Source organism: Bacillus sp. SB49, from assembly GCF_000469135.2.
Lineage (GTDB): Bacteria > Bacillota > Bacilli > Bacillales > Halobacillaceae > Halobacillus.
The window spans coordinates 201480-215143 of sequence record NZ_CP048117.1; the positions used below are offsets into that span (position 1 = coordinate 201480).

General features: G+C 47.8%; 10 protein-coding genes, 10 tRNA genes and 3 rRNA genes. 20 read left to right on the forward strand and 3 right to left on the reverse strand.

Features of this window, described 5'->3' with window-relative positions; all coding sequences use genetic code 11:
- Nucleotides 1-83 precede the first annotated feature (83 nt).
- Entirely contained in the window at nt 84-806 is a 723-nt protein-coding gene (gene cwlD / locus M662_RS01130; RefSeq protein ID WP_026577039.1) for an N-acetylmuramoyl-L-alanine amidase CwlD, read from the forward strand.
- Nucleotides 807-886: 80 nt separating this feature from the next.
- The gene (locus M662_RS01135) at nt 887-1939 is read left to right on the forward strand and encodes an Mrp/NBP35 family ATP-binding protein (RefSeq protein ID WP_008634249.1); all 1053 of its coding nucleotides are present in this window, start codon (nt 887-889) and stop codon (nt 1937-1939) included.
- Nucleotides 1940-1983: 44 nt separating this feature from the next.
- Here M662_RS01135 and gerD read toward each other — a convergent pair whose 3' ends face one another.
- Complete coding sequence (gerD, locus tag M662_RS01140; RefSeq protein WP_008634247.1) at nt 1984-2634, reverse strand: spore germination lipoprotein GerD; 651 nt, start codon at nt 2632-2634, stop codon at nt 1984-1986.
- A 135-nt stretch (nt 2635-2769) separates the two neighbouring features.
- Between gerD and M662_RS01145 the strand changes: the two genes are divergently transcribed.
- Nucleotides 2770-3375, forward strand: coding sequence for a KinB-signaling pathway activation protein (locus M662_RS01145; RefSeq protein WP_008634244.1), 606 nt, complete (start codon nt 2770-2772; stop codon nt 3373-3375).
- Nucleotides 3376-3410: 35 nt separating this feature from the next.
- Here M662_RS01145 and pdaB read toward each other — a convergent pair whose 3' ends face one another.
- Nucleotides 3411-4169, reverse strand: coding sequence for a polysaccharide deacetylase family sporulation protein PdaB (gene pdaB, locus M662_RS01150; RefSeq protein ID WP_026577038.1), 759 nt, complete (start codon nt 4167-4169; stop codon nt 3411-3413).
- A 117-nt stretch (nt 4170-4286) separates the two neighbouring features.
- Here pdaB and M662_RS01155 point away from each other — a divergent pair, with 117 nt between their 5' ends.
- The 15 genes from M662_RS01155 (at nt 4287) to rocF (ending at nt 11969) form a co-directional block, all read left to right on the forward strand.
- Nucleotides 4287-4508, forward strand: coding sequence for a hypothetical protein (locus M662_RS01155; RefSeq protein WP_008634240.1), 222 nt, complete (start codon nt 4287-4289; stop codon nt 4506-4508).
- Nucleotides 4509-4927: 419 nt separating this feature from the next.
- A 16S ribosomal RNA gene (locus tag M662_RS01160) occupies nt 4928-6491 on the forward strand.
- Nucleotides 6492-6673: 182 nt separating this feature from the next.
- Nucleotides 6674-9592 (forward strand): 23S ribosomal RNA (locus tag M662_RS01165).
- Between the two features lie 86 nt (nt 9593-9678).
- Nucleotides 9679-9792, forward strand: a 5S ribosomal RNA gene (gene rrf / locus M662_RS01170).
- Together the 16S, 23S and 5S rRNA genes with 10 tRNA genes alongside form the textbook arrangement of a ribosomal RNA operon.
- A gap of 46 nt (nt 9793-9838) precedes the next feature.
- Nucleotides 9839-9913: transfer RNA gene (locus M662_RS01175), tRNA-Asn, on the forward strand.
- A 3-nt stretch (nt 9914-9916) separates the two neighbouring features.
- Nucleotides 9917-9988 (forward strand) — tRNA-Thr (locus M662_RS01180).
- 17 nt (nt 9989-10005) lie between these two features.
- Nucleotides 10006-10080, forward strand: a tRNA-Glu gene (locus tag M662_RS01185).
- A 3-nt stretch (nt 10081-10083) separates the two neighbouring features.
- Nucleotides 10084-10159, forward strand: a tRNA-Val gene (locus tag M662_RS01190).
- A 13-nt stretch (nt 10160-10172) separates the two neighbouring features.
- A tRNA-Thr gene (locus M662_RS01195) sits at nt 10173-10248 on the forward strand.
- A gap of 13 nt (nt 10249-10261) precedes the next feature.
- Nucleotides 10262-10347, forward strand: a tRNA-Tyr gene (locus M662_RS01200).
- Nucleotides 10348-10459: 112 nt separating this feature from the next.
- Nucleotides 10460-10534 (forward strand) — tRNA-Gln (locus M662_RS01205).
- Between the two features lie 66 nt (nt 10535-10600).
- A tRNA-Lys gene (locus M662_RS01210) sits at nt 10601-10673 on the forward strand.
- 9 nt (nt 10674-10682) lie between these two features.
- Nucleotides 10683-10757, forward strand: a tRNA-Gly gene (locus tag M662_RS01215).
- A gap of 7 nt (nt 10758-10764) precedes the next feature.
- Nucleotides 10765-10840 (forward strand) — tRNA-Ala (locus M662_RS01220).
- A gap of 226 nt (nt 10841-11066) precedes the next feature.
- Nucleotides 11067-11969: an arginase gene (gene rocF, locus M662_RS01225; RefSeq protein WP_026578841.1), complete on the forward strand. Its 903-nt coding sequence runs from the start codon at nt 11067-11069 to the stop codon at nt 11967-11969.
- A 12-nt stretch (nt 11970-11981) separates the two neighbouring features.
- Here the strand turns inward: rocF and M662_RS01230 are convergent, their stop codons facing one another.
- Complete coding sequence (locus tag M662_RS01230) at nt 11982-12179, reverse strand: aspartyl-phosphate phosphatase Spo0E family protein (protein ID WP_008635809.1); 198 nt, start codon at nt 12177-12179, stop codon at nt 11982-11984.
- Nucleotides 12180-12335: 156 nt separating this feature from the next.
- Here M662_RS01230 and sigW point away from each other — a divergent pair, with 156 nt between their 5' ends.
- A complete protein-coding gene (gene sigW, locus M662_RS01235) occupies nt 12336-12899 on the forward strand; it encodes an RNA polymerase sigma factor SigW (RefSeq protein ID WP_008635810.1) in 564 nt (187 codons plus the stop codon).
- A gap of 15 nt (nt 12900-12914) precedes the next feature.
- Entirely contained in the window at nt 12915-13574 is a 660-nt protein-coding gene (locus M662_RS01240; RefSeq protein WP_008635811.1) for an anti-sigma factor family protein, read from the forward strand.
- Nucleotides 13575-13664 lie beyond the last annotated feature (90 nt).

Genomic DNA, 13664 nt, shown 5'->3' on the forward strand with positions numbered 1-13664 from the left:
GTCTTTATTTGCTTCCTTTACATAATCCCTGTTCTCGTCCCATATAGTTGATGTAGGGAGGAGTACAAGGGAGTGAGAGCGCAATGATACGAAGAATGAAGACATTTTTTTGGTTGGCAGGGATCGTTATTCTTGTCTGTGCCGTTTCCTATCCGCTGCAGGAAGCGAAGGATGCTTGGACAGTCTGGTCTTCTCCACTGTCTGGCAAAGTGGTCGTCCTTGATCCGGGCCACGGGGGACCGGACGGAGGAGCAGAGGGGACAGATGGGACACAGGAAAAAGAAATTACCCTCCGGCTGGCGGAATACGTCCGTGATTATCTGCAGCAAGCAGGTGCCATCGTCTATTTGACAAGGTATGATGATGAGGATTTATCCTCAGAAGCGGCCGGAAGTTTATCGCGAAGGAAAGCGGAGGATATTAAGAAGCGGGTACAATTTGTAAAGGATAAAGATGCGGACTTTTATTTGAGCTTACATTTGAATGCTATTCCTTCCCCCAAATGGAAAGGTGCACAAACCTTCTATAATCCGGACGTTTCAGAGAGTGAACAATTAGCAAAATTTATTCAGGACGAAATCCGTTCGAATATCGGTAATACGACGAGAGAAGCTATGGGGTTAACCAACATTTACATTTTAAAGCACATAGAAGCACCGGGGGCACTGGTAGAGGCGGGCTTCTTGTCCAATGAACAAGAGCGGGAACTGTTAAAGACGGAAGACTATCAGAGAAAGGTGGCTGCATCTGTCTACCAAGGTGTGCTCCGCTTCGTGACGGAACGTGAATATCCTTCTCCTGACTGATATAGGCAAATCCCTTAGAAAGCGTTTCACATATGTTATACTAACAACAGGAAACATTTTTTAAGGGATGGTGAAACGGTTTGTTGACTCAAGAAAAAGTACTCGAAGTCCTTCACTCAATCGAAGATCCGTTTTTACATAAAACGCTGGAAGAAACCGGTGGAGTCGAAGAAATAAAAATTAAAGAAGAAAAGAACCACGTCAGCGTCAAGCTGTTAATCGGCAAGACGAATACCGCTGAACAGATGGAGCTGCAGCAGCAGATCGTCAACGCTTTGAAGAAAGAAGGCGCGGCAACTGTCGGCCTCCGATTCGATCAGCTGCCGGAAGAGGTACTGAACAGATTCCAGCCGGAAGCGGAAAAAGCAAAAGAGCAGTCCCTATTGGGAAATGATGCGGACACGAAGTTCATTTCCGTTGCCAGCGGAAAAGGCGGCGTCGGGAAATCGACAGTTACTGTCAACCTCGCTGTCGCACTGGCTCGTCTCGGGAAAAAAGTCGGGATTATCGATGCTGATATATATGGTTTCAGCGTTCCTGATATGATGGGCGTGGAAGAACGCCCGGTCGTCCGCGGGGAAAAAATCATCCCGGTTGAACGCTTCGGCGTCAAAGTCGTGTCCATGGGATTCTTCGTTGAAGATAACTCTCCGATCATCTGGCGTGGTCCGATGCTTGGTAAAATGCTTACAAGCTTCTTTAAAGAGGTGGAGTGGGGCGATCTGGATTACTTGCTTCTCGATCTTCCGCCTGGAACCGGGGATGTTGCGCTTGATGTACACGCGCTGCTTCCTTCCTCTAAGGAGATTATTGTAACGACACCGCACCCGACTGCAGCTTTCGTTGCTGCTCGTGCAGGGCAGATGGCATTGAAGACAGAGCATGAAATATTAGGAGTCGTCGAGAATATGGCGTACTTTGAAAGCAAAGAAACCGGAAATAAAGAATTCGTCTTCGGACGTGGAGGCGGGGTTAAGCTGGCAGAAACGCTGCAAACAGCTGTTCTTGGCCACATACCACTTCAACAGCCGTACGAAGAAGAAGATGTATTTGCACCTTCTGTGTACCAAACAGATCATCCAATCGGTATGATTTATCGGAATATGGCTGCTAAAGTAATCGATAAGTATTAACAGAAAAACCACACGACCTGTTAGGTCGTGTGGTTTTTACTGCGTTAAGACGAGGACTGCGAATTATCTTCACTTTGCTTTTCGCCTTCGGTTTGACCGCTTTGCTCCTGACCTGAAGACCCGGATCCGGAAGACCCGGCCGATTCTTCGCTCTTCATCTTCTCAGCAGCTTTCAACAGCGTATCGCTCATTTTCGCTTGGAAAACCGGACTGTTGATGGTTTCCTCTATTGTTTTCTGCAAATGCTCACGGAATTTCTGTCCTTCCATGACGGTAACCATTTGATCCATCATTTCAGGGTTCTTATAAAGCTCGATCATCAGCTTTTGGTATTCCGGGTCCTTCATGAGACCTTTCATTAAATCCTTCTGCTGTTCTTCAAGGACTTTGCTGAATTCCTGAACGAATTTAGGGTCGGAAAACAATTTGCTCCAGAAGGCTTTTCCTTCTTCTGAAACAAGTGTCTGTTGAACAGCTTTCGATACAACCTCCGAATCGAGTGCCATAGACTGCTGCATCTTTTCATCAGAAAGTACTTCCTGCATCGCTTTTTTACCGTCATCAGACTTCAATATATCAACCATCATTTTCTTGGTTGTGTCATAATCCGCCTGTTCGCTCGCTCCGGAAGCACCGCTGCAAGCGGCCAGAACAGAGAGAAGCAGGACGGTACACAAAATGCGGAGTCTGGACATAAGGAATGTCCCCTTTCATAAGTTCTCCTTGTGTTTACTATTTACTTTTCGACTATTTTTATGCGGCTGGGCAAAAATGGAGGTTTTTCATGATAAAATGAATTTGGAAATGACTTGATATAGGGGGATCATTTAGTGAATAGTCGCAAGTGGGTCCGGTTATTTTTTACGACTTTAATGATTGGTGGAGGGTTAACGCTTCTCCTTAGCTTCTTGATCAAGAGGGAATCTTATGCAGAGGTACTTCAGCCTTTTCAGCTGTTTGAGTTGTTCGGTTTGCTGTTGTTTTTCAGTGGACTCGGGTTTATATTCAGTGTTATCAGTCAAATGGGCTTCTTTGCATACTTGACGGTCAACCAATTCGGTAAAGGCTTCTTCCGTAGTTTATGGGTTCCGGCGCAAGTATTTTTGATTGCGTTTACATTATTTGACCTGGTATATTTCCGCTACCAGGGGTCGGATTCAGGTGATTCGATTTGGTTTTACATAGGAACGGCTGCAGGGTTATTTACTGCCGGAGCAATTATTGCGTATATTAAAGCAAAAGAGACAAACCGTACGGCTTTCATACCTGGTTTGTTCTTTATGGTAGTCGTGACCTCCATTGAATGGGTGCCGGCATTAAATGCAGGGGGGAAGGATTATATATGGCTTATGATTTTTCCGCTATTCGTCTGTAATGCCTATCAACTTCTGCTGTTGCACCGTTTAACACGCAGCACGGATGAGAATATGTCTTAATGAAAGAGGGCCGCTGTTCATCCAGCGGCCTTCTTTTATTCCACCTGAGTCGTTTCTGATTCTCCGCCGCTGACCATTTCGGTGATACTTACAAATTTAAGGCCCTTTTGCTTTAACCCCGGAAGTATTACTTCCAGCGCTTTCGGTGTCTGTTTGACGGAATCGGAAGCGTGCAGAAGGATAATATCTCCTTTAGAACTTTCCTTTAGAACTTGATCAATGATTGCGTTCGTTCCCGGGTTCTCCCAATCCCTTGGGTTTAGACTCCATTGAACGGCCTGCATTCCCGATTTCTCAATTAAAGATAGAACTTCTTTATCTATGTGGCCGTGCGGGGGACGGATCCATTTTACTTCGCCCAAACCAAGCTTTTCAAATACCGCATCTGCTTGTTGGAGATCGGATGTTACTTGTTCAGGTTCCTTTTCCACGTAACTCTGATAGGTGTAGCCCATCATTCCGATTTCGTGGTTTCCTTCTTGGATTTCTGCAACGATGTCGGGATGCCTTTCCGCCCATTCTCCACTTAAGAAGAAGGTGGCCTGTACCTCGTGCGCCTTCAATTGTTCCAGTATGTCGTGCACTTTATCCGTACCCCAGCTGATGTTGAAAGTCAAAGCAACATGGGACTGTTCTTCACTCCCTTGAGTTAAGGCTCGTGCCTCCCCTTTGTTGGAAAACACAGCAAGTTGGCTCCACTGCCCGACCCAAAGCAGAAGGGCGCAGAACAGAGCAAGGACAACAACGATTCCATAACGTTTGAGACGTTCTGCTTTCCATGTGTAGAAGCTCATTGCAGGTATCTCCTTCCTTCCAATATGTTCTATACATATGAAAAAAAGGACAACCTATGCTAAAAGTAATGAAAAAGGGGTAAAAATAAAGAGAGTTGCTAATAGGGAGGTTTCTGCATGCACGGTCTAATGATTGATGAACAAGAGAAACGGGAGATTGAATATTTATTGAAGCGGGAAATGGATGAGATCATATTCGATCTTGGCGATCACCGTATTGATCAAGGACTTAAGAGAGCGATGGAGGACCGGTATGAAGTTCTGTTTCAAATCTTTCGTCGGTTTGCCACAAGACAGGAATGTATGCAATATATGCCCAGGAAGAAAAAACACAACTAGTCTAAGAGCCCTTCTATTAAAGGGCTTTTCTTATTTCGTGCGATCATTACAGTTTTTTGATGAAATTTCAAAAAAGCTATTGCCATCCTTTTGAATTATGTGCTATATTATTAAACGTTGTCGGGAAAACAACAACGAAAAATCAATTTTAAAAACATTGAAAAAAGTTGTTGACGAAACAAGGCAGGCATGATAAATTATTACTTGTCGCCAAAACGACATCAAACAAAACATTGAAAAAGTTGTTGACACAAACAACATTCGATGATAAGATAATAAAGTCGCTCCGAACAGAGCAGACAACGTAATTCGATCTTTGAAAACTGAACGAACCAACCAGTACGTCAAACATTCTTTCTATTATATAGAGGGAATTCAAACAAGCACATTCGGTGTGCAAAATGAGCAAGTCAAACACTTTTATGGAGAGTTTGATCCTGGCTCAGGACGAACGCTGGCGGCGTGCCTAATACATGCAAGTCGAGCGCGGGAAGCGAGCTGATCCCTTCGGGGTGACGCTCGTGGAACGAGCGGCGGACGGGTGAGTAACACGTGGGCAACCTGCCTGTAAGATCGGGATAACTCCGGGAAACCGGGGCTAATACCGGGTAATACTTTCTTTCGCATGAAGGAAAGTTGAAAGATGGCTTCTCGCTATCACTTACAGATGGGCCCGCGGCGCATTAGCTAGTTGGTGAGGTAACGGCTCACCAAGGCGACGATGCGTAGCCGACCTGAGAGGGTGATCGGCCACACTGGGACTGAGACACGGCCCAGACTCCTACGGGAGGCAGCAGTAGGGAATCTTCCGCAATGGACGAAAGTCTGACGGAGCAACGCCGCGTGAACGATGAAGGTCTTCGGATCGTAAAGTTCTGTTGTTAGGGAAGAACAAGTACCGTGCGAATAGAGCGGTACCTTGACGGTACCTAACGAGGAAGCCCCGGCTAACTACGTGCCAGCAGCCGCGGTAATACGTAGGGGGCAAGCGTTGTCCGGAATTATTGGGCGTAAAGCGCGCGCAGGCGGTTCCTTAAGTCTGATGTGAAAGCCCACGGCTCAACCGTGGAGGGTCATTGGAAACTGGGGAACTTGAGGACAGAAGAGGAGAGTGGAATTCCACGTGTAGCGGTGAAATGCGTAGATATGTGGAGGAACACCAGTGGCGAAGGCGACTCTCTGGTCTGTTTCTGACGCTGAGGTGCGAAAGCGTGGGTAGCAAACAGGATTAGATACCCTGGTAGTCCACGCCGTAAACGATGAGTGCTAGGTGTTAGGGGGCTTCCACCCCTTAGTGCTGAAGTTAACGCATTAAGCACTCCGCCTGGGGAGTACGGCCGCAAGGCTGAAACTCAAAGGAATTGACGGGGGCCCGCACAAGCGGTGGAGCATGTGGTTTAATTCGAAGCAACGCGAAGAACCTTACCAGGTCTTGACATCCTTGGACCTCCCTAGAGATAGGGATTTCCCTTCGGGGACCAAGTGACAGGTGGTGCATGGTTGTCGTCAGCTCGTGTCGTGAGATGTTGGGTTAAGTCCCGCAACGAGCGCAACCCCTGATCTTAGTTGCCAGCATTCAGTTGGGCACTCTAAGGTGACTGCCGGTGACAAACCGGAGGAAGGCGGGGATGACGTCAAATCATCATGCCCCTTATGACCTGGGCTACACACGTGCTACAATGGATGGTACAAAGGGCAGCGAAGCCGCGAGGTGTAGCAAATCCCATAAAACCATTCTCAGTTCGGATTGCAGGCTGCAACTCGCCTGCATGAAGCCGGAATCGCTAGTAATCGCGGATCAGCATGCCGCGGTGAATACGTTCCCGGGCCTTGTACACACCGCCCGTCACACCACGAGAGTTGGTAACACCCGAAGTCGGTGAGGTAACCTTTTGGAGCCAGCCGCCGAAGGTGGGACCAATGATTGGGGTGAAGTCGTAACAAGGTAGCCGTATCGGAAGGTGCGGCTGGATCACCTCCTTTCTAAGGATTTAGAACGGAAGCGTACTTGGTTGGTTGTTCAGTTTTGAGAGATCGAAAGATTTCTCTGAACTACGTGAACCTTGAAAACTGGATAAGGAATCATCGTATCATCTAACGATGAAACGATTGATGACAAGACATCAAACATCGAAAGTTTTAAACAAACGTCTTTTCACGACGATAGTTAAGTGAATAAGGGCGCACGGTGGATGCCTTGGTACTAGGAGCCGATGAAGGACGGGACTAACACCGATATGCTCCGGCGAGCCGTAAGTAGGCTTTGACCCGGAGATTTCCGAATGGGGAAACCCACTGTTCGTAATGGAGCAGGATCTTATGCTGAATACATAGGTATAAGAAGGCAGACCCGGGGAACTGAAACATCTAAGTACCCGGAGGAAGAGAAAGCAAATGCGATTTCCCAAGTAGCGGCGAGCGAAACGGAATCAGCCCAAACCAAGAGGCTTGCCTCTTGGGGTTGTAGGACACTCCTTTGGAGTTACCAAGGAGGAAGGTAGATGAATCGATCTGGAACGATCAGCCAGAGCAGGTAACAGCCCTGTAGTCGAAACCTTTCTCCCTCCGGAGTGTATCCTGAGTACGGCGGAACACGTGAAATTCCGTCGGAATCCGGGAGGACCATCTCCCAAGGCTAAATACTCCCTAGTGACCGATAGTGAACCAGTACCGTGAGGGAAAGGTGAAAAGCACCCCGGAAGGGGAGTGAAAGAGATCCTGAAACCGTGTGCCTACAAGTAGTCAGAGCCCGTTAATGGGTGATGGCGTGCCTTTTGTAGAATGAACCGGCGAGTTACGACCGTATGCAAGGTTAAGCAGCAGAAGCGGAGCCGCAGCGAAAGCGAGTCTGAATAGGGCGAGTGAGTATGCGGTCGTAGACCCGAAACCGTGTGATCTACCCATGTCCAGGGTGAAGGTCAGGTAACACTGACTGGAGGCCCGAACCCACGCAAGTTGAAAATTGCGGGGATGAGGTGTGGGTAGGGGTGAAATGCCAATCGAACACGGAGATAGCTGGTTCTCTCCGAAATAGCTTTAGGGCTAGCCTCAGAATAGAAAGTCATGGAGGTAGAGCACTGATTGGACGAGGGGCCCCTATCGGGTTACCGAATTCAGTCAAACTCCGAATGCCATAGACTTTGTTCTGGGAGTCAGACTGTGGGTGATAAGGTTCATAGTCGAGAGGGAAACAGCCCAGACCGCCAGCTAAGGTCCCAAAGTGTGTGTTAAGTGGAAAAGGATGTGGAGTTGCTTAGACAACCAGGATGTTGGCTTAGAAGCAGCCATCATTTAAAGAGTGCGTAATAGCTCACTGGTCGAGTGACTCTGCGCCGAAAATGTACCGGGGCTAAACACACCACCGAAGCTGCGGATTGATCGTAGGATCAATGGTAGGAGAGCGTTCTAAGGGCCGTGAAGTCAGACCGTAAGGACTGGTGGAGCGCTTAGAAGTGAGAATGCCGGTATGAGTAGCGAAAAAAGAGTGAGAATCTCTTTCACCGAATGCCTAAGGTTTCCTGAGGAAGGCTCGTCCTCTCAGGGTTAGTCGGGACCTAAGCCGAGGCCGAAAGGCGTAGGCGATGGACAACAGGTTGATATTCCTGTACCACCTCCTTTCCGTTTGAACGACGGGGGGACGCAGGAGGATAAGGAGAGCGTGCCATTGGATGTGCACGTCCAAGCAGTGAGACGGTCGGATAGGCAAATCCGTCCGGCATAACGTCAAGCTGTGATGGGGAGGGAACTATAGTACCGAAGCTCCTGAGTTCACACTGCCAAGAAAATCCTCTAGTGAGGAAAGAGGTGCCCGTACCGCAAACCGACACAGGTAGGCGAGGAGAGGATCCTAAGGTGAGCGGGAGAACTCTCGTTAAGGAACTCGGCAAAATGACCCCGTAACTTCGGGAGAAGGGGTGCTCCTCTGCCGAGGAGCCGCAGTGAAAAGGCCCAAGCGACTGTTTACCAAAAACACAGGTCTCTGCGAAGCCGTAAGGCGAAGTATAGGGGCTGACACCTGCCCGGTGCTGGAAGGTTAAGGGGATGCGTTAGCGTAAGCGAAGCGTTGAACCGAAGCCCCAGTAAACGGCGGCCGTAACTATAACGGTCCTAAGGTAGCGAAATTCCTTGTCGGGTAAGTTCCGACCCGCACGAAAGGTGCAACGACTTGGGCACTGTCTCAACGAGAGACCCGGTGAAATTATACTATGTGTGAAGATGCACATTACCCGCGACAGGACGGAAAGACCCCGTGGAGCTTTACTGTAGCCTGATATTGAATGTTGGTACAGCTTGTACAGGATAGGTAGGAGCCTTAGAAGCCGGAGCGCTAGCTTCGGTGGAGGCGCTGGTGGGATACTACCCTGGCTGTACGGACATTCTAACCCAGGACCGTGATCCGGTCCGGAGACAGTGTCAGGTGGGCAGTTTGACTGGGGCGGTCGCCTCCCAAAGAGTAACGGAGGCGCCCAAAGGTTCCCTCAGAATGGTTGGAAATCATTCGCAGAGTGTAAAGGCACAAGGGAGCTTGACTGCGAGACCTACAAGTCGAGCAGGGACGAAAGTCGGGCTTAGTGATCCGGCGGTACCGCATGGAAGGGCCGTCGCTCAACGGATAAAAGCTACCCCGGGGATAACAGGCTTATCTCCCCCAAGAGTCCACATCGACGGGGAGGTTTGGCACCTCGATGTCGGCTCATCGCATCCTGGGGCTGTAGTCGGTCCCAAGGGTTGGGCTGTTCGCCCATTAAAGCGGTACGCGAGCTGGGTTCAGAACGTCGTGAGACAGTTCGGTCCCTATCCGTCGTGGGCGTTGGAAATTTGAAAGGAGCTGTCCTTAGTACGAGAGGACCGGGATGGACACACCGCTGGTGTACCAGTTGTTCCGCCAGGAGCATAGCTGGGTAGCTACGTGTGGTCGGGATAAGTGCTGAAAGCATCTAAGCATGAAGCCCCCCTTGAGATGAGATTTCCCTTTGCCTTCGAGCAAATAAGATCCCTCAGAGACGATGAGGTTGATAGGTCCGAGGTGGAAGCGTGGTGACACGTGGAGCTGACGGATACTAATGGATCGATGACTTATCTATCTGATCATAGATCGCGTGAAAAACGTTTCTTTCGATAAAGATGTTTCCTTATCCAGTTTTGAGGGTTTACCTCAATAGAATATTGATGTGGTGGTGAAGGCGAAGAGGTCACACCTGTTCCCATGCCGAACACAGCAGTTAAGCTCTTCAGCGCCGATGGTAGTCGGGTAGATCCCCGTGAGAGTAGGACGCTGCCACATCAATTCTCTTTCCTTATTGCTTTATTTGAAAAAGTTTTTCAATTATTCCAACGTAGCTCAGTGGTAGAGCAATCGGCTGTTAACCGATCGGTCGTAGGTTCGAATCCTACCGTTGGAGCCACTTGCTTCCATAGCTCAGTGGTAGAGCACTTCCATGGTAAGGAAGGGGTCGCCGGTTCAAATCCGGCTGGAAGCTCTGTAGAATGTTTTAATGGCCCGTTGGTCAAGCGGTTAAGACACCGCCCTTTCACGGCGGTAACACGGGTTCGAATCCCGTACGGGTCACCACTCGGAGGATTAGCTCAGCTGGGAGAGCACTTGCCTTACAAGCAAGGGGTCGCAGGTTCGAACCCTGCATCCTCCACCATTAACTTTATATCGCCGGCCTAGCTCAACTGGCAGAGCAACTGATTTGTAATCAGTAGGTTGGGGGTTCAAGTCCTCTGGCCGGCACCACTTAATATTTAGTGGAGGGATAGCGAAGTTGGCCAAACGCGGCGGACTGTAAATCCGCTCCCATCGGGTTCGTAGGTTCGAGTCCTACTCCCTCCACCATTTTATTTCTGTGTGATAGTTGCTGATAGCTATTTGTCAGCTTATTTTTATGAAATTAAATAGACATGATGTATAAGATGAAGAAGAACGTTTATACTATTTCTATACTCATTGGGCCATAGCCAAGCGGTAAGGCAACGGTTTTTGGTACCGTCATGCGCTGGTTCGAATCCAGCTGGCCCAGCCATTTTCAATTAGTGTCTTTCGTATAGTAAGATCCTCTACTAATTGTAAGCACACATTTTGACATCATGAGCCATTAGCTCAGCTGGTAGAGCATCTGACTTTTAATCAGAGGGTCGAAGGTTCGAATCCTTCATGGCTCATTCTTATTTGCGGGAGTAGTTCAGTGGTAGAACACCACCTTGCCAAGGTGGGGGTCGCGGGTTCGAATCCCGTCTCCCGCTCCATATTAAAGGGGCCTTAGCTCAGCTGGGAGAGCGCCTGCTTTGCACGCAGGAGGTCAGCGGTTCGATCCCGCTAGGCTCCACCATTTAAATAATAAACTAACGTGATATTTCATACATAACCTGACAGGTGATTGTCAGGTTTTTTTGTGTGGAGAAACGGGATACCTCTTTTCTTGGATAGACTTGTAAACATGCAGAAGGAACCCCTGATTACCCGGTATATGCGTATATATATACATAATGATGTCTGGTTGAGTCATTGCTGTAAAAACGGATACAATTGGTATAGAGTATAAAGGAGGAGCTTTGATGAATAAACAACTTTCAGTTATTGGTGTTCCGATGGATCTTGGTCAAATGCGCAGAGGTGTGGATATGGGACCCAGCGCCATCCGATACGCAGGAATGATTGAACGGCTGGAGAAATTAAACTACGATATTAAAGATCTCGGGGACATCGAGATTCCTCGTCCGACATATAAACAAGAAGTAAAACAGGATAACTTGAGAAACTTGGATGAAATTACAGAAGGAAGTAAGCGTTTGGCTTCGGAAGTAGATGAGGTAATTAAAGGGGAGCGCTTCCCACTCGTGCTGGGTGGCGATCATAGTATAGCGATGGGCACACTGGCGGGCGTGGCAAAGCATTATGAGAACCTTGGTGTCATCTGGTACGATGCACACGGTGACCTTAATACAGCGGATAGTTCCCCATCCGGAAATATTCACGGTATGCCGCTGGCAGTGAGTCTTGGTATCGGTCATGAAAAGCTGACAGGTATCCACGGGTATGAGCCTAAGATCAAGCCGGAAAACATCGTTATCATCGGAGCTCGTTCCCTTGATGAAGGAGAGCGTGTATTAATTAAAGAAAAAGGAATCAAGGTGTACACGATGCACGAAGTGGATCGAATGGGCATGACAAAAGTGATGGAAGAAACAATAGAATACCTGCAGGATCATACGGATGGTGTCCATTTGAGTTTGGATTTGGATGGATTGGACCCAAATGATGCACCAGGTGTAGGTACTCCGGTTATCGGTGGGTTGAGCTACAGGGAGAGCCACTTAGCTATGGAAATGCTGCATCAATCGAGTATGATTACGTCTGCAGAGTTTGTGGAGGTCAACCCAATTTTAGATGAAAAAAATAAAACCGCTAGCGTAGCGGTAGGGTTGATGGGATCTCTATTTGGTGAAAGCTTAAAGTAACATACATTATCCTTAACAGTAGCTGGCCTTCTTTAAGGCTGGCTGCTGTTTTTTATTATGGAGCAGTTCATACTCGTTAAGTAGATGATCGAGCTGCACGCTGACACGCACAACCTCTGGAGAGCTTAATTGATGGGAACGGGCAAGGCGTGTCATTTCCAGGCGGCAGGCTTCAATTTCCTCTGTCAGAGCGGTCAAACGCTTTATCATTATTTGTCCTCCTAAATTTTTTACATTTACAGCTTTATAACCGATAGTAAAAAAAGTTAAACTTATATTAGACAAAAAAATGTATTTTTTTTTGAAACTTTAGGGCGAGGTCATCCGTAAAGGGTATCGACCGCAGATGCAGCGGAGGTATAGTAGATGGAAACCATGATCAAACAGAAAATAAAACAGGTGAAAAAGGGCGATCAGGCAGCTTTTGAAGATATCGTATCTTTTTACCAGAACAAAGTGTATCACATATGTCTCAGGATGATAGGGAATTCTTATGAAGCGGAAGATTTGGCACAGGAAGCATTCATACGTGCTTACACCAATATTCATAAATTTGATGAGAACCGTAAATTTTCGACATGGCTCTATCGAATTGCTACGAACTTATCCATTGACCGCATCCGTAAGAAAAAACCCGATTACCATCTCGATGCCGAAGTGAGGGGAACGGATGGACTGGATATGTACTCCCAGCTTGCCGCTGATCAGGCGCTGCCTGAAGAAGAGGTGGAGACTATGGAGCTTCAATCCTACATCCACAAAGAAATACTTGCACTGCCTCCGAAGTATAGAAGTGTCATTGTCCTGCGTTATCTTGATGAGATGGCGCTCCAGGAAATTGCAGAAGTATTGGATATTCCTGTAGGAACAGTGAAGACAAGGGTCCATCGGGGTAGAGAAGCGTTACGTAAGAAGCTTCGACATGTGTGAAGGAGTTGAGAGGGAATGAGTTGTAATAAAGAAGCAGTGCTACTCATGCATCAGTATCTGGATGGAGAATTAAATAAAGAAGATGAACGACGACTGAGAGACCATCTGCAGGGCTGCGAAGCTTGTCAGCATCACTTTCATGAATTGAAGAAGACAACGACGTTGATACAGAACAGTACACCGGTTTCTGCTCCTCCAAGGTTTACTGCGAATGTCATGGCGAACCTTCCAAAAGAGAAGAAGCGGAAAGGATACTTGCGGAAACTTCAGCAGCATCCTATTTTAACGGCTGCTGCCGTGTTTTTCCTTCTGATGTTCAGCGGGATCTTTACGGCATGGAATCAGGATCAGCAAGTAACCGTGTCCAAGCAGGAGAACTTGGAGATTCGTGATCAAACCGTGATCGTACCAGAAGGAGTAACCGTAGACGGGGACCTCGTTGTGCGAAATGGAGATCTGCAGATAGATGGAAAGATTAACGGTGATGTAACAATCATCAATGGAGACATTCTCGAGGGAAATCCGAAAGGGAAAGTTGATTCCGGGTTGGATTCCAATAATCTGCGTGCGTACTCTGGAGAACTCACAGAAGTCAATCAGGTGTATGAGTGGGTTTGGTACCACACGAAAGAAACGGTGGAAGATATTTTCTCATTTAATTCTGATGAGCAGTGAGACAGCATGACACCAGTCATGCTGTTTTTTATAGGTGTGGAAAAGTCGCTGGTCACGACGGGATTATATATTAGCAAAAAGTTATGTGAT